We start from the raw sequence: 19930 nt of genomic DNA, 5'->3' as shown, positions 1-19930 counted from the left end.
CAGCGGGCTTTTTTCTGCGTGCTCGGTTACAGGCCGTGGCGCGCCAGCGCCCATTCGACGTGCTCGCGCACTAATTCTGATGGATGCTCGCGGCGCGCTTTGAGTGCTTCTAGCACTGGGATGCTTGAGGGTGCGTTGCCCAGGCCGACGGCCAGGTTGCGTAGCCAGCGCTCGTAGCCTGCGCGGCGCAGCGGCGAGCCCTCGGTGCGGTTAAGAAATTCTTCTTCGCTCCAACAGAACAGCTCGGCCAGCTCGGCATTGTCCAGGCTATGGCGCGGTTGGAAGTCTCCCTGTTCGGTGGGTTTGGCAAAGCGGTTCCATGGGCAGACCATTTGGCAGTCGTCGCAACCAAACACCCGGTTGCCGATGGGCGCGCGCAGCTCTTCAGGGATTGAGCCCTTGAGTTCGATGGTCAGGTAGGAAATACAGCGCCGCGCATCCAGCACATAGGGGCCGACAAAGGCGGCTGTGGGGCAGATATCCATGCAGGCCGTGCAACGCCCGCAATGCTCGCTGGCGTGGGGCGGGTCGACCGGCAGCGGCAGATCGACAAACAGTTCGCCGAGAAAGAAGTAGCTACCGGCCTTGCGGTTGAGTACCAGGGTATTCTTGCCGATCCAGCCAAGCCCGGCCTGTTCGGCGATGGCCTTCTCCAGCACTGGCGCGCTGTCGACAAAGGCGCGGTAGCCGAACGGCCCGATCTGCTGCTGAATGCGTTCGGCCAGCTGCTGCAAGCGCTTACGGATCAGCTTGTGGTAATCGCGGCCCAGGGCGTAGCGCGATACATAGGCTTTTTCCGGCTCACCGAGGCGCTGGGCCATTTGCGTGTCGCCGGGCAGGTAGTCCATGCGCAGCGATACCACGCGCAGGGTGCCAGGCACCAGTTCATCCGGATGGGAACGTTTGCTGCCGTGGGCGGCCATATAGTCCATCTCGCCCTGGTAACCCGCATCCAGCCAGCGCTGCAGGTGCGCCTCGTGTTCGCCCAGCTGCACATCGGCAATCCCGACCTGTTGAAAGCCCAGCTCGCGGCCCCAGTCTTTGATCGACTGGGCGAGGGCGATAAGGTCAAGGGTGTCAGTGTTCATATGAGGGCGGGTAACCGGGGCGCAGGTGGGTATAATTCTGCCAGACATCGGAGCCGACGCATGCTGCATTCGCCTGACAATCTTCCTCTGCCGCTGTACAGCGCCGCCCAAGTGCGTGAGCTGGATGCGCGATTGATCGCTGCTGGCACGCCGGGTTTCGAGCTGATGAGCCGCGCCGCGCATGCCATCTGGCGTGCTTTGCGTCGGCGCTGGCCAGATGCCGGTGTGCTGACGGTGCTGGCCGGGCGCGGTAATAACGCCGGTGACGGCTATCTGGTGGCGGCCTTGGCGTTGCGTGCGGGCTGGCGGGTGCAGGTGCTGGCGGTCGGCGATGCGGCGCAGCTGCAGGGTGATGCCGCGTTGGCCCGTGACCATGCGCTGGCTGCTGGTGTGGCGGTGCAGCCCTGGAGCGAGTGCGCCGAGCTGCAGGGCGTGGTGCTCGATGCTCTGCTCGGCACGGGCTTGCAAGGCGCAGTACGCGAACCATATGCCCAGGCTATCCGGTTGTTGAATTTCAGTGGTCTGCCGGTGCTGGCTGCGGATATTCCGTCCGGGCTCTGCGCCGATACCGGCCAAGTGTTGGGCGTTGCCGTGCGTGCAGAACTGACGGTCACCCTGATCGGCCTAAAGCTGGGCCTATTTACCGGGCAGTCGGCGGATTGTCTGGGTGAATTGCAGTTTGATGATCTGCAGGCTGATGCGGCCCTGGTCGCTGCTCAAGCCTTTATCGCGCAGCGCTTGACGCAGGCCAGCTTGCCGCAATTGCCGGTTCGCTCGCGCAGCGTGCATAAGGGCCAGTTAGGCCATGTGTTAGTCGTGGGTGGGGATCGTGGCTTTGCCGGCGCCGGCCTGCTGGCGGCGCAAACCGCGCTGCGCGCCGGTGCCGGGCTGGTCAGTCTGGCGACCCGTGGTGAGCATTTGCCTGCTGCGCAGGCGCGCTTACCCGAGGTAATGGCCGCTGGCGTGGCTTCGGCCAACCAGTTGCTGGCGCTGGGTGCGAATGCCAGCGTCTGGGTGGTCGGCCCTGGGCTGGGTCAGGATGCGTGGGGGCGCAGTCTGCTGTCGGCGGCTTCCGTCAGCCGCGCTGCGCAGGTGTGGGATGCTGATGCGCTGAACCTGTTGGCGCACGCGCAGGTCCAGTTACCAGCAGGTACCGTGTTGACGCCGCACCCCGGCGAAGCAGCGCGCTTGCTGGGTATAAGTCCGGCCGAGGTGCAGGCTGATCGTCCGGCCGCCGCACGCGCCCTGGCGCGGCGCTATCAAACGGTATGCGTGCTTAAAGGCGCGGGCAGCCTGATTGCTGCGCCGGATGGTGGTTTGTGGTTGTGTGATCGTGGCCATCCCGTCATGGCCGGCGCTGGCTTGGGCGATGTGTTGGCCGGTTTGATCGGTGCGCTGCTATCCCAGGGTCTGCCTGCGCTGGAAGCGGCCCAGCTGGCGGTCTATCTGCATGCCTGCGCGGGTGAGCAGTTGGCGCAGCAGGGCCGTGGTCTGGCGGCCAGTGATTTATGTGCGGTTATTCGTGAATTATTGCAGGAGCAGTCTGCGTGTCTGAATTAGAACTGTTTGCCGCCGATGAGGGCGCGATGCTGGCGCTGGGCGCGCGCATCGCCGAGGCGAGCGGCGGCGTTGGGGTGATCTACCTACATGGCGATCTCGGCGCCGGTAAAACTACCTTGTCGCGCGGCATCATTCGCGGCCTGGGGCATGTCGGGGCGGTGAAAAGCCCGACCTTTACCCTGGTCGAACCCTATGAGTTAGGTGCAGTACGGGCCTATCACTTCGACCTGTACCGCTTGGTTGATCCTGAGGAGCTGGAGTTTCTCGGCATTCGTGACTATTTCGAAGGTGATGCCCTGTGTCTGGTCGAGTGGCCGCAGCGCGGCGCAGGCGTTTTGCCAAAGGCGGACATGGACATTACCATTAGCCCGCACGGAGCCGGCCGGGCGCTGCATCTGCGGGCGGAAGGCGAGCGCGGCAACGCCTGGTGCGCCACTTTGGCCGTCAGGGCATGAATTTGATATGGGGTTGGCTATGCGCATAGGCGCGCGTTTCATCGCAATTGGAGTGGCATTGGTGGCGTTGGTCGCCGATGTAATGGCCGCTTCGGATGTGCGCAGCGTCCGCTTGTGGCGTGCGCCGGATAACACGCGCCTGGTGTTTGACCTGTCCGGTCCAGTGCAGCACAGCGTATTTCTGCTGTCCGCGCCCAATCGTATCGTCATTGATGTCAGTGGGGCCAAGCTGGCTACCAGCTTCGATCAGCTGACCTTGAGTAATACCCCGATCACCGGCGTACGCTCGGCACAACGCACCCCGCAAGATCTGCGTGTGGTGATTGACCTTTCCGCAGCGGTCACGCCTAAGAGCTTCACCCTGGCACCTAACCAGCAGTACGGGCATCGTCTGGTGGTTGATTTGTTCGATCAGGAGAGTGGCGCGGCACCGAGCTTGCCGAGCACGGCCGTAGCCACCGCACCGCAAGTTCCGGTCACGCCAACGCAAGCGCCGCCGAAACTGACGCCAGTGCCCAACGGCAAGCGCGATATCGTGATTGCCATCGACGCTGGCCATGGCGGTGAAGATCCGGGCGCCCTGTCGCCGGTTAAAGGCCAGTATGAAAAGCACGTAACCCTGGCGATTTCCAAGGAGCTGCAGCGGCAGATCAATGCCGAAAAAGGCTTCCGTGCCGAGTTGGTACGCACTGGCGACTACTTTATTCCGCTGCGTAAACGTACTGAGATTGCCCGCAAGAAGGGCGCCGATCTGTTTGTTTCCATCCATGCTGATGCTGCACCGCGTGCCGCTGCATTCGGTGCGTCGGTGTATGCCCTGTCAGATCGCGGCGCCACCTCGGAGACTGCGCGCTGGCTGGCCGATGCGGAAAACCAGTCGGACCTGATCGGCGGCGCCGGCAATGTCAGCCTGGACGACAAGGACAAGATGCTCGCCGGGGTGCTGCTCGACCTGTCGATGACGGCATCGTTGTCATCCAGCCTGAACGTCGGCAACAAGGTGCTGGGCAATATGGGTCGGGTAACGCCACTGCATAAACGGCGGGTAGAGCAGGCCGGCTTTATGGTGCTGAAATCGCCGGATATTCCGTCGATCCTGGTGGAAACCGGGTTTATCTCCAATCCCAATGAAGCCCGCAAACTCTCCAGTGCCAGCCATCAGCAAGCGCTGGCGCGCTCGATCGTCACAGGCGTTCGGCAGTTCTTCCATGAAAACCCGCCGCCTGGCACTCACGTGGCTTGGCTGCGTGACAACGGCAAGATTGCCCTCGGGCCGCGCGAACATGTGGTCAGCTCTGGCGAAAGCCTGGCGCTGATTGCACAGCGTTATCAAGTTAGCCTGGCCGTGCTGCGCAGTACCAACTCGCTGAAAAACGATGTGATCAAGGTCGGCCAGCGTTTGCAGATTCCCGCGACTGCTCTGGCTGTGCAGCCATGAGTGAAGCTGCGCGTATCCAGCTGCTCAGCCCGCGGCTGGCGAACCAGATTGCTGCCGGTGAGGTAGTTGAACGCCCGGCCTCGGTAATCAAGGAGCTGTTGGAAAACAGCCTGGATTCCGGCGCCAAACGTATCGAGGTGGATGTTGAGCAGGGCGGCGTGAAGTTGCTCAAGGTGCGTGATAACGGCAGCGGCATCTCCCCGGATGACCTGCCGCTCGCACTGGCCCGCCACGCCACCAGCAAGATCCGCGAGCTTGAAGACCTGGAGCAGGTCATGAGCCTGGGCTTCCGTGGTGAGGCGCTGGCGTCGATCAGCTCCGTCGCACGCCTGACGTTGACCTCACGTACCGAGGGTGCCGAGCAGGCCTGGCAGGTGGAAACCGAAGGCCGTGATATGCAGCCCCGTGTGCAGCCCGCAGCGCACCCGGTCGGCACCTCGGTAGAAGTGCGCGACCTGTTCTTCAATACCCCGGCACGGCGTAAGTTTCTCAAGACTGAGAAGACCGAATTCGATCATCTGCTGGAAGTTATCAAACGCCTGGCCCTGGCACGTTTTGACGTGGCCTTCCACCTGCGTCACAACGGCAAGACCCTGCTCGGTCTGCATGAGGCGCCGGATGAGCAGAGCCGCGCGCGGCGGGTGGCCTCGGTCTGTGGCCCTGCGTTTCTCGAGCAGGCGCTGCCGATCGATATCGAACGCAACGGTCTGCATTTGTGGGGTTGGGTTGGCTTGCCGACCTTCTCCCGTAGCCAGGCAGATCTGCAGTATTTCTACGTAAATGGGCGCATGGTGCGCGACAAGCTGGTTGCCCACGCAGTGCGCCAGGCTTACCGCGACGTGCTGTTCAACGGTCGCCATCCTACATTTGTGCTGTTTCTGGAAATTGATCCGTCGGTGGTAGACGTCAACGTGCACCCGACCAAGCACGAAGTGCGCTTCCGTGATGGGCGTATGGTGCATGACTTCCTCTACGGCACGCTGCACCGAGCCCTGGGTGAGGTGCGTCCGGAGGATCAGCTGGCGGCCCCGGCGACGGTTAATGAGATGCTGCGCCCCACCGGCCAGGCTGCGGGCGAGTTCGGCCCGCAGGGTGAAATTGGTTTGGCCGCTAGCCTACTCCAGCCAGCGCCCAGCGCCTCAGTATGGCGCTCGCCGGGTGCCGGCTATCAAGGCTCCCGTCCGGAAGCAGCCTTGCCGGCCGCCGAAGCACAGGGCGCCTATCGCGAGTTTTTCTCTCCGATGACCACTGCGCCGGCTCCTGCTGGCTTACCGGGTGCGCAAGGTGATATTCCACCCTTGGGCTATGCCATTGCCCAGCTCAAGGGCATCTATATTCTTGCCGAGAACGTTCAGGGCCTGGTTGTGGTGGACATGCACGCAGCCCATGAGCGCATCACCTACGAGCGCTTAAAAGTTGCCATGGCCAGCGAAGGCCTACGTGGTCAGCCGCTGCTGGTGCCGGAGTCGATTGCCGTAAGCCAGCGTGAAGCCGACTGCGCCGAAGAGCATGCCGAATGGTTTCAGCGCTTGGGGTTTGAGCTGCAGCGTTTGGGCCCGGAAACCCTGGCTATCCGACAGATTCCCGCATTGCTCAAGCAGGCCGAGGCCACTCGTCTGGTGCAGGATGTGCTGGGTGATCTGCTCGAATACGGCACCACCGACCGCATTCAGGCACACCTCAATGAGCTGCTCGGCACCATGGCTTGCCACGGCGCCGTGCGCGCCAACCGGCGCCTGACCTTGCCGGAAATGAATGCCTTGCTGCGCGATATGGAGCACACCGAGCGCAGCGGCCAGTGCAACCACGGTCGGCCGACCTGGACGCAGATGGGCATGGACGATCTGGACAAGCTGTTCCTGCGCGGCCGCTAAGCGCCGCGCCATTTAGAGACTTTTTAGCATGTCCGAGCGCCTGCCTCCGGCGATTTTCCTGATGGGGCCAACAGCGGCCGGCAAGACCGATCTGGCCATCGAACTGGCGCGTGTTCTGCCGTGCGAGCTGATCAGCGTCGATTCTGCGCTGATCTACCGTGATATGGATATCGGCACGGCCAAGCCGGACAAGGCCGCGCTGGCTGAGTTTCCTCACCGCTTAATCGATATTCGTGACCCGGCCGAGAGCTATTCGGCAGCCGAGTTCCGTGCCGATGCCCTGACGGCCATGGCTGAAATCACCGCGCGCGGACGTATTCCGCTGCTGGTGGGCGGCACTATGCTGTATTTCAAGGCGTTGCTTGAAGGCCTGGCCGAAATGCCCAGCGCAGATGCTGCGTTGCGCGCCGAGCTGGAGGCGCGCGCCCAGGCCGAAGGTTGGGCGATGCTGCATGCCGAGCTGCGTGCGGTCGATCCGGAGTCGGCTGCGCGTATCCATCCCAATGACCCGCAGCGCTTGATTCGCGCCCTTGAGGTCTATCACTTGAGCGGGCAGAGCATGACCGTTCATCGTCAGCGCCAGGCGACAGAAAATACTGCCGGTGGCGCATCGGCGCCGCGTCAATTCCCCTATACTGTGGCGCAATTGGCCATTGCCCCGGCGCAAAGGCAGCTGTTGCACGAGCGAATAGCCCTGCGATTTCGCCTGATGTTGGAACAGGGGCTGGTGGCCGAGGTCGAACGCTTGCGTCAGCGAAGTGACTTGCACGTTGGGCTGCCGTCTATACGAGCGGTGGGTTATCGGCAGGTCTGGGATCATCTGGACGGCAAGTTAGATGCTGTACAGATGCAGGAGCGCGGCATTATCGCCACGCGCCAGTTGGCCAAGCGACAGTTCACCTGGTTACGCGGTTGGCAGCAGGATGTGCATTGGCTCGATAGTGCCGACTGTGACAATCTGCCGCGTGCCTTGAAATACCTGGCTGCGGTCTCCATATTGACCTGAGACCTTGCCGTTGGCCGTCTATCCTTGGGGGTATGGCGGCTTTAAGCCGTTAGTTGGTTTACTAAAATTATTGAAAAATTATCCTTAAAGGAGTGCGGCACATGTCAAAAGGGCATTCGCTACAAGACCCTTACCTGAACACCTTGCGTAAGGAACGCGTCCCGGTTTCTATTTATTTGGTTAACGGCATCAAGCTGCAGGGCCAAATTGAATCTTTCGACCAGTTCGTGATTTTGCTGAAAAACACTGTCAGCCAGATGGTCTATAAACACGCCATTTCCACTGTAGTGCCTAGCCGTCCGGTGCGTCTGCCGAGCGCCAGCGAAACCGAGCAAGCTGAAGCTGAGCCTGGTAACGCCTGATTTAGGAGGCTGCATTGTTCTTCGAGCGCCATGAAGGTGGAGAGCGGGCCATTCTGGTACATCTGGACGGCCAAAATTCCGAGGCGCGCGAGGATCCGCAGGAGTTTCAGGAGCTGGCCATCTCGGCCGGTGCTGAAACCGTTGCGTTCCTCAGTGTTCCGAGTAATCGGCTGACGGCCAAATACCTGATCGGCAGTGGCAAAGTTGAAGAGTTGCGTGATCAGGTCAAGGCCGCCGAGGCTGATCTGGTTATCTTCAACCACGTGCTTACGCCGAGCCAGGAGCGCAACCTTGAGCGCGCTTTCGAGTGTCGAGTATTGGACCGTACCGGTCTGATCCTCGACATTTTTGCTCAGCGTGCGCGTACCCATGAAGGCAAGTTGCAGGTCGAGCTGGCCCAACTCGACCATATGAGTACGCGGCTGGTGCGCGGCTGGACCCACCTTGAGCGGCAAAAAGGTGGTATCGGCCTGCGTGGCCCGGGTGAGACGCAGCTGGAAACCGACCGCCGCCTGTTGCGCGTGCGGATTCGCCAGATCAAGCAGAAGCTCGAGAAGGTGCGCAGTCAGCGCGAGCAGGCTAGGCGCGGCCGCCAGCGTGCGGATATTCCTTCGGTATCGCTGGTGGGCTATACCAATGCCGGCAAGTCGACCCTGTTCAACTCCCTGACCACCTCGGATGTTTACGCGGCTGATCAGCTATTCGCCACTCTCGATCCCACCCTGCGTCGTCTGGAACTGGATGATCTGGGGCCGATCGTGCTGGCCGATACCGTGGGCTTTATCCGGCATTTGCCACATAAACTCGTCGAGGCGTTCCGTGCGACGCTTGAGGAATCGAGCAATTCCGATCTGCTGCTGCACGTAATCGACTCCCACGAGCCCGAGCGCGATCAGCAGATCGAGCAGGTGTTGGCGGTGTTGGGTGAAATCGGTGCCCATGAACTGCCGATGCTTGAGGTGTATAACAAGCTCGATTTGCTTGAGGGTGTGGAGCCGCAGATTCAGCGCGATGCCGACGGCAAGCCGCAGCGGGTCTGGCTGTCGGCGCGTGACGGGCGTGGTTTACCGTTACTGCGTCAGGCGATAGCCGAGCTGTTGGGTGATGACCTGTTTGTCGGTACATTGCAGCTGCCGCAGCGCCTTGCGCGCTTGCGCGCACAGTTTTTCGCCTTGGGTGCGGTGCAAAGCGAGTCCCACACCGAAGACGGCAGCAGTTTGCTGGCGGTGCGCTTGCCGCGGATCGAGCTAAATCGGCTGGTTAGTCGTGAAGGCTTGAAGCCGCAGGAATTTATTGAGCAACACACTTTGCAATAAAGCCTGCATCAGCGACTTTGCCGCTGGTTGCATGCATTCTGTAGCATTGGCGGGCGCGCCGTGGGCGCGTCTTTGCTTTATCAGATGGAGAGCGCTATGGCTTGGAATGAGCCGGGTGGCAACTCGAATAATCAGGACCCATGGGGTGGCCGTAAGAACGGTGATCGCAAGGGGCCGCCGGATATCGATGAGGCCTTCCGCAAGCTGCAGGAGAGCCTGAATGGGCTGTTCGGTGGCGGCAAGAAACGAGGCAGTGGGACTGGCTCGGGCAATGGCGGCGGCTTCGGCTTGCTGTTCGTGGGCCTGGGGCTGTTGGCTGCAGTCTGGCTGTACAGCGCGATCTATGTCGTTGATGAGCAGGAGCAGGCCGTGGTGCTGCGCTTCGGCAAGTATTACGAAACAGTCGGCCCGGGTCTGAATATCTATTTCCCGCCGATTGATCGCAAGTTTCAGGAAAACGTCACCCGCGAGCGCGCTTACAGCAAACAAGGGCAGATGTTGACCGAAGACGAAAACATCATCGAAGTGCCGTTGACCGTGCAGTACCGGGTCAGCAACTTGCAGGATTTCGTTCTCAACGTTGATCAGCCGGAAGTCAGTCTGCAGCATGCGACCGATAGCGCCGTGCGCCACGTGGTGGGTTCCACCGAGATGGATCAGGTGCTCACCGAAGGCCGTGAGCTGATGGCCAGTGAGGTCAAGGATCGCTTGCAGCGCTTCCTCGATAATTACCGCACCGGTATCACCGTCACTCAGGTCAACCTGCAGAGTGCGGCCGCGCCGCGCGAAGTACAGGAAGCATTCGATGACGTGATCCGCGCCCGTGAAGACGAGCAGCGTGAGAAGAATCAGGCGGAAACCTACGCCAATGGTGTGGTGCCGGAAGCCCGTGGTCAGGCGCAGCGCCTGATTGAGGATGCCAGCGGTTATCGCGACGAAGTGGTTTCTCGCGCACAGGGTGAGGCGGATCGCTTCACTGCATTGGTGACCGAGTACCGTAAGGCGCCTGAGGTCACTCGCGAGCGTCTGTATCTGGACACCATGCAAGAGCTGATGAGCAATACCAGCAAGGTGCTGGTGACTGGCGACAAGGGGCAGAACAATCTGCTTTATCTGCCGCTGGACAAGATGATTGATGGCCGCAGCACGTCCGCGCCTAGCTCGATATCTGGTGCTGCGGGTACTGCAGACGCCGGCTCGCGGGTAACCATCGATCCGCGTCAGGTTGAACTGCGTACAAGGGAGAGCCGTTGATGAGCAATAAATCGCTGATCGCCCTTATTGTTGGCGTGGTGCTGGCGCTGGTCGCCTGGAATAGCTTCTATATCGTGTCGCAGACTGAGCGTGCGGTGCTGTTGCAGTTTGGTCGTATCGTCCAGCCGGACGTACAGCCGGGCCTGCATGTGAAGATTCCGTACGTCAACCAGGTGCGTAAGTTTGATGCGCGTCTGCTGACTCTGGACTCCAGCAGCTCGCGTTTTCTCACGCTGGAAAAGAAAGCGCTGATGGTTGATGCCTTCGCCAAATGGCGAGTGCTTGACGCTGAGCGTTTCTACACTGCGACGTCCGGTATGAAGCAGATTGCCGACGAGCGTCTGGCGCGTCGTCTTGAAGCGTCGCTGCGTGACCAGTTCGGTAAGCGTACCTTGCATGAATCGGTATCCGGTGAGCGTGATGCGCTGATGGCTGATGTGACCGCCTCCTTGAATAAGGCTGCGCAGAAAGAGCTGGGTATCGAGGTTGTGGACGTGCGCGTTAAGGCCATCGACCTGCCGAAAGAAGTGAATCGCAGCGTGTTCGATCGCATGAGTTCCGAGCGTGAGCGTGAGGCCCGTGAGCACCGCGCCAAGGGTAAGGAGCTGGCCGAAGGTATTCGCGCCGACGCCGACCGTCAGCGTCGCGTGTTGCTCGCAGATGCCTACCGTCAAGCTGAAGAGCTGCGCGGTGCGGGCGATGCCCAGGCCGCTGCGATCTACTCCAAGGCGTATGGCATGGACCAGGAGTTCTATTCGTTCTATCGCAGCCTGAGGGCTTATCGCGAGAGCTTCGCTGATAAGCGTGATGTGCTGGTGCTGGATCCGAGTAGCGACTTCTTCCGCTATCTGGAGAAGTCCAAGCCTTGAGTCATCACCCCGGCGGGCAGCCGCCGGGGTGATCCTTTCGGAAAACGTGGTATGATGCGGCAGCCGGGAAAATCCCGGCTTTTTTGCGTCTGTGGGAAGCATGTGGCAGGAATTAGGCATCGCGTTGTGTCTCGTGTTGGTGCTGGAAGGCATCCTGCCCTTTCTGTGTCCGCGCCATTGGCGTGACACGCTTTTACAACTGATGCAGTTGTCTGATAGACAGCTGCGTCTGCTGGGGTTGGCCAGCATGCTGCTGGGAACAACCGTTCTTTATTGGCTTCACTGAAGGCTTGTGCCGCCCGGTTCAAGAGGGGAATGGCTAAATGGCAACGGTAGACCGCTGGCTACTGCCAGATGGCATCGAAGAAGTACTGCCGCCGTACGCAGGGCGTATTGAAGTGGCGCGCCGCCAGGTGCTGGATCTGTTCCAGCGCTGGGGCTATGAATTTGTGGTCACTCCGCATATCGAGTACCTGGAATCGCTGCTGACTGGCGCGGGCCAGGATCTGGATCTACGCACCTTCAAGGTTACCGATCCGTTGTCCGGCCGGCAGATGGGCTTTCGTGCCGACATCACGCCGCAGGTGGCGCGCATTGATGCGCATACCCTGCGCCGTGAAGGACCGAGCCGACTGTGCTACGCCGGTAGCGTGGTGCATGCCCAGCCGCGTGCGCTGACCACCTCGCGTAGCCCGATCCAGCTGGGTGCCGAGCTGTATGGCGACGCCAGCCCGGCGAGTGATGTGGAAGTGATCAGCCTGCTGGTAAACACCCTAGAGCTGGCAGCGGTGCCGGATGTGCACATGGATCTTGGCCATGTTGGTATCTACCGCGGCCTGGCGCGTGCTGCCGAGCTGTCTGGCGAGGTCGAGCAGCAGTTGTTCGACGCGCTGCAGCGCAAGGCGCTGGATGAAGTCGTTGAGCTGACTGAAACCCTGCCGGATGACCTGCACAAAATGCTGCGCGCGCTTAGCGAGCTGTGCGGCGGTCGTGAAGTGCTGGACCTGGCTCAGGCCTGCCTGGTCGATGCGCCGGACGATGTGCATGCGGCGCTGGATGACCTGATGGCGATTGCCGATGCGCTGAGCTTGCGCTACCCGGAATTACCGCTGTACTTCGATCTGGGCGAGCTGCGCGGTTATCACTATCACACCGGCGTAGTGTTCGCGGCCTTCGTCCCTGGTGTGGGTTATGCCATCGCCCAGGGCGGCCGTTATGACGACATCGGCGCTGATTTTGGCCGCGCGCGTCCGGCGACAGGCTTCTCCACAGACCTGAAAACCCTGGTAAGCCTGGGGCAGATGCAGTTGGGTGAAGAGCCTGCCGGTGTCTGGGCTCCGGATAACCATGATGTGTTTTTGTGGCAGGCGATTGTGCGCTTGCGCCAGGACGGTCAGCGCGTGGTTCAGGCATTGCCTGGGCAGGTCGCGGCTGACGCCGAGGCTGCAGGCTGTGATCGTCAGCTGCTGTTGCGTGATGGCCGCTGGCAGTTAGCTGCGCTGACAGCCTGAGCGGCAAGGCGAAAAGTTTCCGTCGGCTATGGCCGGCATCAAGTTTGCGAAGAGGGTTAGTGTTATGGGTAAGAATGTCGTAGTCCTGGGCACCCAGTGGGGCGATGAAGGCAAGGGCAAGATCGTCGACCTGCTGACCGAACAGGCTGCAGCTGTTGTGCGTTACCAGGGTGGTCATAATGCTGGCCACACCCTGGTGATCGACGGCGAAAAAACCGTTCTGCACCTGATCCCCTCCGGTATTCTGCGCGAAAACGTGCAGTGCCTGATCGGCAACGGCGTGGTGGTTGCGCCCGATGCGCTGATGCGTGAAATCATCAAGCTGGAAGAGAAAGGCGTGCCGGTGCGCGAGCGCCTGCGTATCAGCCCGTCCTGCCCGCTGATCCTGCCGTACCACGTAGCCCTCGATCAGGCTCGTGAGAAAGCCCGTGGTGATGCCAAGATCGGCACCACCGGTCGTGGTATTGGCCCGGCCTACGAAGACAAGGTGGCGCGACGCGGCCTGCGCATTGGCGATCTGTTCCACCGTGAGCGCTTCGCCGCCAAGCTCGGTGAGCTGCTGGATTACCACAACTTCGTACTGGTCAATTACTACAAAGAGCCGGCCATCGACTTCCAGAAGACGCTCGACGAGTGCATGGAATACGCTGAGCTGCTCAAGCCGATGATGACCGACGTGACCGCCGTGCTGCACGACATGCGTCGTGAGGGCAAGGACATCATGTTCGAAGGCGCGCAGGGTTCGCTGCTGGACATCGACCATGGCACCTACCCCTACGTCACCAGCTCCAACACCACGGCAGGCGGCATCGCCACCGGTTCTGGTTTTGGTCCGATGTACCTGGATTACATCCTCGGTATCACCAAGGCCTACACCACCCGCGTTGGCTCGGGTCCGTTCCCGACTGAGCTGTTCGACGAAACCGGCGCGTTCCTCGCCAAGCGTGGCCACGAATTCGGCTCCACCACCGGCCGCGCGCGTCGTTGCGGTTGGTTTGATGCCGTGATCCTGCGTCGCGCCATCGAGATCAACAGCATCTCCGGTCTGTGCCTGACCAAGCTGGACGTGCTCGACGGTCTGGAAACCATCCGTATCTGTGTTGGCTACAAAGATCAAAACGGCGACGTGCTGGTTGATGCGCCGACTGATGCCGACAGCTACCTGGGTCTGCAGCCGGTTTACGAGGAGCTGCCAGGCTGGAGCGAGTCGACCCTGGGTGCGAAAACCCTGGAAGAGCTGCCAGCGGCTGCGCGTACTTACATCAAGCGTGTGGAAGAGTTGGTCGGTGCGCCGATTGATATTGTTTCCACCGGCCCGGACCGCAACGAGACTATTGTGTTGCGTCATCCGTTTGCCTGATAGTCACAGGCAGTGCACAAAGGGTCGCCAATTGGCGGCCCTTTGTCGTTTCTGGTCCGCGTAAAAATATCCGAGCTAGCCTTTATAAATCAGCTTCCCCGCCGTTATAGGCATTACCGCTGTTAGGAGTGTCTGCCGTGTTTGCCATTATTTCTGTGCTGCGCAGTCGTTTGTTGTTGCCGGTGTTTCTGGCGCTGGGCGTGGCCTTGTTGGTGCAAGTCATTGTGGCTGTGGCGTTGACCCGGACCACGGTGGCAACGCTTGAGGCAGATTTGGCCAAAGGCATGCAGTCCGATACGGCGCGATTGGTAGACGAGCTGACTAAAGCTGGTGATGAAGTGCGTGGCGGTCTGGATGGCCTTTCCGTCAGCACTCAAGCGCAATTGGCCAAAGGCCTTTCTACCCGGCTGGCCGAGGAGCAGGCGCAAATTCGCGGCGTGTTGGACAGCAATCTTAAGCGTTCGGCGGACGAGCTGGCGCAGCTGCTATCGGCCGTTGCGCCAAAGGCTATCTGGGATGCCGATGTGCCCGCGCTCACTGAGTTAGTCCGTGGAGCGCATCGCAACCCGGCGGTGCTATTTGCGGTGTACCTCGATGCGCAAGGCGAACGGCTGACACGCCATCTCAATCGGCAGGACGCACGTGTACGTGCCTTGATGGCCAAGGGGGAAGGTGGTGGCGCACTGGATAAGGTGCTGCAGGCTGCCGCCAATGATCCGGGTGTGTATATCGCCGAGGCGACGATCAGTCCAATGGGCTCGGATATCGGCAAGGTTCTTTTGGGGGTTTCTACTGCGTCGGTGGATGAGGAGTTGGCGAAGCTGGATCAGCGTTTCGTCAGTTTGATCGACAGCAGTGGGCGGTTGGTTTCAGACAGCTTAAGTGGCGCGGCCACCAGCAGTGCGGACGCTCTGGCGGCTCGATTGAGTGTTGCGCGTGAGGCGGCTGGCGGTATGGAGCAGAGCAGTCGCCAGGTGGTGCAGCAGGCTGCAGCTGGTTTGCGTTGGAATATCAGCATGGGCCTTACTGTCGTGGCACTGCTGATTCTGTTGGTATTGGCCTTGGTGCTCGGGCGGCGAGTAGTCAGCAAGCTGCATACCTTGATTGCGGTGTTGAATGACTGGGCGGCCGGCGAGGGGGATCTGACCCGTCGGGTCGAACTCAATAGCCGTGATGAAATTGGCGACATGGCGGCGGCGGTCAATCGCTTCGTCGCCAAGTTGCAGCCGATTGTGCGCGAGGCGGGTGAGGTGGCATCGCTCACTGGGCAGGAAATCGGCAATTTGGCCTCGCGCAGTGCGGCGGCGGAGTCAGCGGCCGAGCGTCAGCGTGATGAGGTCGCCGGTAGTTTGCAGGCGTTGGCTGAAATGGCCAGCGAAGCGCAGGCGGAAAGCCATGCTATGCGCGAGGCCTTGCAGCGCGTTGGTGCGATTCGTCAGGCTGCTGATGACAATGCTGCGATTGCGCTGCGCGTGGGGGGCTCGATCGAAGAGTTGGTGAGGCGTGTGGAAACGGGGGCTTCGGTCATCGAGCGGCTGGCCAAGCAGAGTGAGCAGATTGAAGTGGTGCTAACGGTGATTCGCTCAATTGCTGAGCAAACCAACTTATTGGCCCTGAATGCGGCCATTGAGGCGGCCCGGGCGGGCGAGAGTGGTCGCGGTTTTGCTGTGGTGGCCGATGAGGTGCGCGCGCTGGCCAGTAAGACGCAGCAGTCCACTGGCGATATTCAGACCCATATCGGCGCATTGCAGCAGGGTGCACGCGAAGCGGTTGAGGCTATTAGTCAGGCCGGTAAGCAGGCTGATCAAGGCTTATCGGCCCTGCGCGAAAGTGCGCGAGTGCAGCAGTCGGTGCGTGAGGCGGTGGAGGAAGTGCACGGCGCGATCAATGCCGCGACAGAGGCGGCTGCGCATCAGGCGGAGGGGGCTGATGCCGTGCGTGGGCGTGTTGAGGTTATTCATGTTGAGGCGCAGCGCGCGGCTGAGGCTGTTGCGGCTACGGCCAATAGCGGTCGCGTGTTGGATGGCTTGGCGAAGAAGCTTAAAGCCAGTTTGGGTCAGTTTCGCGTTTAGGCCGATTCAGGGTGGGCGCACCTGAGCGCCCACCAAGTTGTTTACACATATGGGGGTTAAATCGCAGGCAATAAAAAACCGAGCCAGTGGCTCGGTTTTTTTGAATTGGTGCCCAGGAGAAGACTCGAACTTCCACGACCGTAAGGTCACCAGCACCTGAAGCTGGCGTGTCTACCAATTTCACCACCTGGGCATTGATTGCAAAACTTGCTTATTTGCTATCAACTACAACTTGGTTAACTTCGTTTCCCGTCGTTGTGGCGCGCATAATACGGATCGGGTTTTTACTTGTAAACCCCTGTTGTTAAAAAATTTTATTCTGTGTGCCGTGCTGACCTGGACAGTGGTTTCGCGCTTCAATAGGCACATGGCAAACCGAATTTGTGTAGATAAGGTGAATTACCTCTAATGGCCGATTGGCAATCCCTCGATCCCGAGGCCGCTCGTGAAGCGGAAAAATATGAAAACCCCATTCCAAGTCGTGAACTGATTCTGAAGCACTTGGATGAGCGCGGCTCTCCAGCAGCTCGCGAAGAGCTGGCTGATGAATTTGGCATGGCCACTGAAGAGCAGCTCGAAGCCCTGCGTCGCCGTCTTCGCGCCATGGAGCGTGATGGCCAGCTGATCTATACCCGCCGCGGCACCTATGCCCCTGTTGATAAGCTCGACCTGATTCTCGGGCGCGTGAGCGGGCACCGTGATGGTTTCGGCTTTCTGGTGCCGGATGATGGCAGTGATGATCTGTTTCTGAGTCCCGCGCAAATGCGCCTGGTGTTCGATGGTGACCGTGCTTTGGCGCGGGTGTCTGGTCTTGATCGCCGTGGCCGTCGTGAAGGTGCGGTGGTTGAGGTGATCTCCCGCGCCCACGAAAGCATTGTTGGCCGCTATTACGAAGAAAGCGGCGTTGGCTTCGTTGTGGCCGATAACCCGAAAATTCAGCAAGAAGTGCTGGTGACGCCAGGGCGGAATGCCGGCGCCAAACAGGGTCAGTTTGTTGAGGTGAAAATTACTCACTGGCCGACTACGCGCTTCCAGCCCCAGGGCGACGTGGTTGAGGTGGTTGGCAACTACATGGCGCCCGGTATGGAGATCGACGTTGCATTGCGCAGCTACGACATTCCCCACGTCTGGCCGGACGCGGTTGTAAAAGAAGCGCACAAGCTCAAGCCAGAAGTTGAAGAGAAGGACAAAGAGAAGCGTATCGACCTACGCCACTTGCCGTTCGTCACCATTGATGGTGAAGACGCGCGCGACTTCGATGATGCGGTGTATTGCGAGAAAAACGGCAGCAACTGGCGGCTGTTTTCCGGCGGCTGGAAGCTCTATGTCGCCATCGCTGACGTTTCTCACTATGTGAAAATCGATTCGGCGTTGGATGCCGAGGCTCAGGTGCGTGGCAATTCGGTGTACTTCCCGGAGCGGGTAATCCCGATGCTGCCGGAAGAATTGTCTAACGGCCTGTGCTCGCTGAACCCGCATGTCGATCGTCTGGCTATGGTCTGTGAGATCAGTATCTCCAAGACCGGCAAGATGACCGACTACCAATTCTATGAGGCGGTCATCCACTCCCATGCGCGTCTGACCTACAACAAGGTCAGTGCCATGCTTGAGCAGCCGAAAAGTAGCGAAGGCAAGGCGCTGCGTGGCGAGTACAAAGAAGTACTGCCGCACCTCAAGCAGCTGTACTCGCTGTACCAGGTGTTGCTGGCTGCGCGCCATGAGCGCGGGGCCATTGATTTTGAAACCCAGGAAACCCGGATCATCTTCGGGGCTGGACGTAAGATTGCCGAGATTCGCCCAACCCAGCGTAACGATGCGCACAAGTTGATCGAAGAATGCATGCTGGCTGCCAACGTGGCCACTGCTGCGTTTATGCAGAAGCATGAAATTCCGGCGCTTTATCGCGTGCATGATTGTCCGCCGCCGGAGCGTGTGGAGAAGCTCAAAGCATTCCTCACCGAGCTGGGGTTGTCGCTGCATCGCGGCAAGTCGAAGGACGGTCCGTCGCCCAAGGACTACCAGCTGCTGCTGGAAAGTATCCGCGAGCGTCCGGATTACCACCTGATCCAGACCGTCATGCTGCGCTCGCTCAGTCAGGCGGTGTACAGCGCGGATAACCAGGGTCACTTCGGTCTGAACTACGAGGCGTATGCGCACTTCACTTCACCAATTCGTCGTTATCCGGATCTGTTGATCCATCGGGCGATCCGCAGTGTGGTCCGTTCCAAGCTTGATACCCCGCACGTCAAGCGTGCCGGTGCGGCGATCATGCCGCGGGCGCGGATCTACCCATACGACGATGCGATTCTAGAGCAGCTTGGCGAGCAGTGCTCGATGTCCGAGCGCCGCGCCGATGAGGCGACTCGCGATGTAGTGAACTGGCTCAAATGCGAGTTTATGAAGGATCGCGTCGGCGAAACGTTCCCGGGTGTGATCACGGCGGTGACAGGCTTTGGTCTGTTCGTTGAGTTGAAGGACATTTACGTCGAGGGTTTGGTGCACGTCACCGCCTTGCCGGGTGACTACTACCACTTTGACCCCGTGCATCATCGCCTGGCGGGCGAGCGCAGCGGGCGCAGTTTCCGTCTGGGCGATAGTGTTGAGGTCAAGGTCATGCGCGTCGATCTGGACGAGCGCAAGATCGACTTTGAACTGGCTGAAGGCAAAACGGCTATGCCGGCCGGTCAGCGCCGTGGTGGTTTTGAATCGGCTGCGGGTAAAACCGGGCGTCGCGGCGAGCGTGCTGCGCCAGGTAACACCGATGTGGAAAAAAGCCGTGCGCTGAAAAAATCGCTGCTCAGTGATTCGAAGAGCAAGGCCGGCAAGGGCGCTGCCAAGAGTGAGTCTGCCAAGCCAGCCAGTAAGTCTGGTAAGCCAGGTGCGCACCGCAAGGGCGCTCCGGCTGGTGGGGCGTCGGCGTCCGGCAGTGCACGCAAGCGTAAGGCGAAGTCATGAGCCAGTTGGAGAAAATCTACGGCGTGCATGCTGTAGAAGCGCTGCTGCGTCACCATCCAAAGCGGGTTAAGCAAATCTGGCTAGCCGAAGGGCGTAATGATCCGCGCGTGCAGGTGTTGCTGGCGCTGGCGGCGGATGCGCGGGTGTCTGTTGGTCAGTGTGAGCGCCGTGAGATGGATGCCTGGGTCGAAGGCGTGCATCAAGGTGTGGTGGCGGATGTCAGCCCCAGTCAGGTCTGGGGCGAGGCGATGCTCGACGAGCTGCTCGACCGCACCGAAGGTGCGCCTCTACTGCTGGTGCTCGACGGCGTGACAGACCCGCACAACCTTGGTGCTTGTCTGCGGACCGCTGATGCGGCGGGTGCGCTGGCGGTGATTGTGCCGAAGGACAAGTCCGCCACGCTCAACGCTACCGTGCGCAAAGTCGCCTGCGGCGCAGCAGAGGTGATCCCGCTAGTTGCAGTGACCAACCTGGCGCGCAGTCTGGAGAAACTCCAGCAGCGCGGCCTGTGGGTTGTGGGCACGGCCGGTGAGGCTGAGATGGAGTTGTATGAGCATGACCTGACTGGGCCGACTGTGCTGATCATGGGGGCTGAAGGCAAAGGTATGCGTCGCCTGACCCGTGAGCATTGCGATTACCTGGTTAAGTTGCCGATGGCAGGCAGCGTTAGCAGCCTCAATGTGTCGGTTGCGACCGGTGTGTGTCTGTTCGAGGCCTTGCGCCAGCGCAAGGCTGGTGGCAAGAAATAATGCGCAGCGGGCGCCTGCAAGGCGCCCGCTGCCGTTGACCTCGGCAATGACTTTTCTGTCC

16 protein-coding genes, 1 tRNA gene and 1 pseudogene are annotated in these 19930 nt (G+C 60.4%); 16 read left to right on the top strand and 2 right to left on the bottom strand.

The window, feature by feature from the left end:
- Positions 1-26: 26 nt before the first annotated feature.
- Entirely contained in the window at positions 27-1088 is a 1062-nt protein-coding gene (queG, locus tag BLO50_RS05810) for a tRNA epoxyqueuosine(34) reductase QueG (RefSeq protein ID WP_090249692.1), read from the bottom strand.
- Between the two features lie 60 nt (positions 1089-1148).
- On the opposite strand from queG, the gene BLO50_RS05805 reads away from it, so the two are divergent.
- From BLO50_RS05805 to BLO50_RS22245, 14 genes and pseudogenes are all read left to right on the top strand, one after another.
- Complete coding sequence (locus BLO50_RS05805; RefSeq protein WP_090249690.1) at positions 1149-2648, top strand: NAD(P)H-hydrate dehydratase; 1500 nt, start codon at positions 1149-1151, stop codon at positions 2646-2648.
- Positions 2636-3103 (top strand): tRNA (adenosine(37)-N6)-threonylcarbamoyltransferase complex ATPase subunit type 1 TsaE, encoded by a 468-nt coding sequence (gene tsaE, locus BLO50_RS05800; RefSeq protein ID WP_090249687.1) that lies wholly within the window; start codon positions 2636-2638, stop codon positions 3101-3103. Before BLO50_RS05805 ends, tsaE begins: the two co-directional genes overlap by 13 nt.
- Before the next feature lie 7 nt (positions 3104-3110).
- Positions 3111-4541 carry an N-acetylmuramoyl-L-alanine amidase gene (locus BLO50_RS05795; protein ID WP_374725303.1) on the top strand — a complete coding sequence of 477 codons (1431 nt, stop codon included), beginning with the start codon at positions 3111-3113 and terminating at the stop codon, positions 4539-4541.
- Positions 4538-6415 (top strand): DNA mismatch repair endonuclease MutL, encoded by a 1878-nt coding sequence (gene mutL / locus BLO50_RS05790; protein ID WP_090249685.1) that lies wholly within the window; start codon positions 4538-4540, stop codon positions 6413-6415. Before BLO50_RS05795 ends, mutL begins: the two co-directional genes overlap by 4 nt.
- Before the next feature lie 28 nt (positions 6416-6443).
- On the top strand, positions 6444-7421 hold the full coding sequence (gene miaA, locus BLO50_RS05785; protein ID WP_090249682.1) for a tRNA (adenosine(37)-N6)-dimethylallyltransferase MiaA: 978 nt from the start codon (positions 6444-6446) through the stop codon (positions 7419-7421).
- A 101-nt stretch (positions 7422-7522) separates the two neighbouring features.
- Positions 7523-7783, top strand: a complete 261-nt coding sequence (hfq, locus tag BLO50_RS05780) for an RNA chaperone Hfq (protein ID WP_090249679.1) — start codon at positions 7523-7525, stop codon at positions 7781-7783.
- Between the two features lie 14 nt (positions 7784-7797).
- Positions 7798-9099, top strand: coding sequence for a ribosome rescue GTPase HflX (gene hflX, locus BLO50_RS05775; protein ID WP_090249674.1), 1302 nt, complete (start codon positions 7798-7800; stop codon positions 9097-9099).
- Positions 9100-9195: 96 nt separating this feature from the next.
- The gene (gene hflK, locus BLO50_RS05770) at positions 9196-10353 is read left to right on the top strand and encodes an FtsH protease activity modulator HflK (RefSeq protein ID WP_090249672.1); all 1158 of its coding nucleotides are present in this window, start codon (positions 9196-9198) and stop codon (positions 10351-10353) included.
- Positions 10353-11222 carry a protease modulator HflC gene (gene hflC, locus BLO50_RS05765; RefSeq protein ID WP_090249669.1) on the top strand — a complete coding sequence of 290 codons (870 nt, stop codon included), beginning with the start codon at positions 10353-10355 and terminating at the stop codon, positions 11220-11222. Before hflK ends, hflC begins: the two co-directional genes overlap by 1 nt.
- A gap of 100 nt (positions 11223-11322) precedes the next feature.
- On the top strand, positions 11323-11508 hold the full coding sequence (locus BLO50_RS05760; RefSeq protein WP_090249667.1) for a DUF2065 domain-containing protein: 186 nt from the start codon (positions 11323-11325) through the stop codon (positions 11506-11508).
- Positions 11509-11545: 37 nt separating this feature from the next.
- Positions 11546-12733 carry an ATP phosphoribosyltransferase regulatory subunit gene (locus tag BLO50_RS05755; RefSeq protein WP_090249664.1) on the top strand — a complete coding sequence of 396 codons (1188 nt, stop codon included), beginning with the start codon at positions 11546-11548 and terminating at the stop codon, positions 12731-12733.
- A gap of 64 nt (positions 12734-12797) precedes the next feature.
- A complete protein-coding gene (locus BLO50_RS05750) occupies positions 12798-14093 on the top strand; it encodes an adenylosuccinate synthase (protein ID WP_090249662.1) in 1296 nt (431 codons plus the stop codon).
- A 284-nt stretch (positions 14094-14377) separates the two neighbouring features.
- A pseudogene (locus BLO50_RS22250) lies at positions 14378-15307 on the top strand (HAMP domain-containing protein); the annotation flags it as partial.
- Entirely contained in the window at positions 15281-16165 is an 885-nt protein-coding gene (locus BLO50_RS22245; protein ID WP_420875451.1) for a methyl-accepting chemotaxis protein, read from the top strand. The pseudogene BLO50_RS22250 and the gene BLO50_RS22245, both read left to right, overlap by 27 nt.
- Positions 16166-16271: 106 nt before the next feature.
- Here BLO50_RS22245 and BLO50_RS05740 read toward each other — a convergent pair.
- Positions 16272-16358 (bottom strand) — tRNA-Leu (locus BLO50_RS05740).
- Positions 16359-16573: 215 nt separating this feature from the next.
- Between BLO50_RS05740 and rnr the strand changes: the two genes are divergently transcribed.
- Together rnr and rlmB are read left to right on the top strand one after the other, a co-directional pair.
- The gene (gene rnr / locus BLO50_RS05735; RefSeq protein WP_090249657.1) at positions 16574-19120 is read left to right on the top strand and encodes a ribonuclease R; all 2547 of its coding nucleotides are present in this window, start codon (positions 16574-16576) and stop codon (positions 19118-19120) included.
- A complete protein-coding gene (gene rlmB, locus BLO50_RS05730; RefSeq protein WP_090249654.1) occupies positions 19117-19869 on the top strand; it encodes a 23S rRNA (guanosine(2251)-2'-O)-methyltransferase RlmB in 753 nt (250 codons plus the stop codon). Before rnr ends, rlmB begins: the two co-directional genes overlap by 4 nt.
- Positions 19870-19930: the final 61 nt, after the last annotated feature.

Origin of the sequence: Pseudomonas peli, from assembly GCF_900099645.1 — a bacterium.
Classification (GTDB): domain Bacteria; phylum Pseudomonadota; class Gammaproteobacteria; order Pseudomonadales; family Pseudomonadaceae; genus Aquipseudomonas; species Aquipseudomonas peli.
The sequence above is the reverse complement of the archived record's forward strand: the minus strand, read 5'-3'. Positions and strand labels throughout refer to the sequence as shown.

Excerpts from the sequence above, each read along its gene's own strand:
- hflK (WP_090249672.1), top strand. The coding sequence starts at position 9,196 with ATGGCTTGGAATGAGCCGGGTGGCAACTCGAATAATCAGGACCCATGG.
- BLO50_RS05750 (WP_090249662.1), top strand. The coding sequence starts at position 12,798 with ATGGGTAAGAATGTCGTAGTCCTGGGCACCCAGTGGGGCGATGAAGGC.
- rlmB (WP_090249654.1), top strand. The coding sequence starts at position 19,117 with ATGAGCCAGTTGGAGAAAATCTACGGCGTGCATGCTGTAGAAGCGCTG.
- BLO50_RS05805 (WP_090249690.1), top strand. The coding sequence starts at position 1,149 with ATGCTGCATTCGCCTGACAATCTTCCTCTGCCGCTGTACAGCGCCGCC.
- rnr (WP_090249657.1), top strand. The coding sequence starts at position 16,574 with ATGGCCGATTGGCAATCCCTCGATCCCGAGGCCGCTCGTGAAGCGGAA.
- hfq (WP_090249679.1), top strand. The coding sequence starts at position 7,523 with ATGTCAAAAGGGCATTCGCTACAAGACCCTTACCTGAACACCTTGCGT.
- BLO50_RS05755 (WP_090249664.1), top strand. The coding sequence starts at position 11,546 with ATGGCAACGGTAGACCGCTGGCTACTGCCAGATGGCATCGAAGAAGTA.
- BLO50_RS05795 (WP_374725303.1), top strand. The coding sequence starts at position 3,111 with ATGGGGTTGGCTATGCGCATAGGCGCGCGTTTCATCGCAATTGGAGTG.
- BLO50_RS22245 (WP_420875451.1), top strand. The coding sequence starts at position 15,281 with ATGGCGGCGGCGGTCAATCGCTTCGTCGCCAAGTTGCAGCCGATTGTG.
- BLO50_RS05760 (WP_090249667.1), top strand. The coding sequence starts at position 11,323 with ATGTGGCAGGAATTAGGCATCGCGTTGTGTCTCGTGTTGGTGCTGGAA.
- miaA (WP_090249682.1), top strand. The coding sequence starts at position 6,444 with ATGTCCGAGCGCCTGCCTCCGGCGATTTTCCTGATGGGGCCAACAGCG.
- queG (WP_090249692.1), bottom strand. The coding sequence starts at position 1,088 with ATGAACACTGACACCCTTGACCTTATCGCCCTCGCCCAGTCGATCAAA.
- hflC (WP_090249669.1), top strand. The coding sequence starts at position 10,353 with ATGAGCAATAAATCGCTGATCGCCCTTATTGTTGGCGTGGTGCTGGCG.
- mutL (WP_090249685.1), top strand. The coding sequence starts at position 4,538 with ATGAGTGAAGCTGCGCGTATCCAGCTGCTCAGCCCGCGGCTGGCGAAC.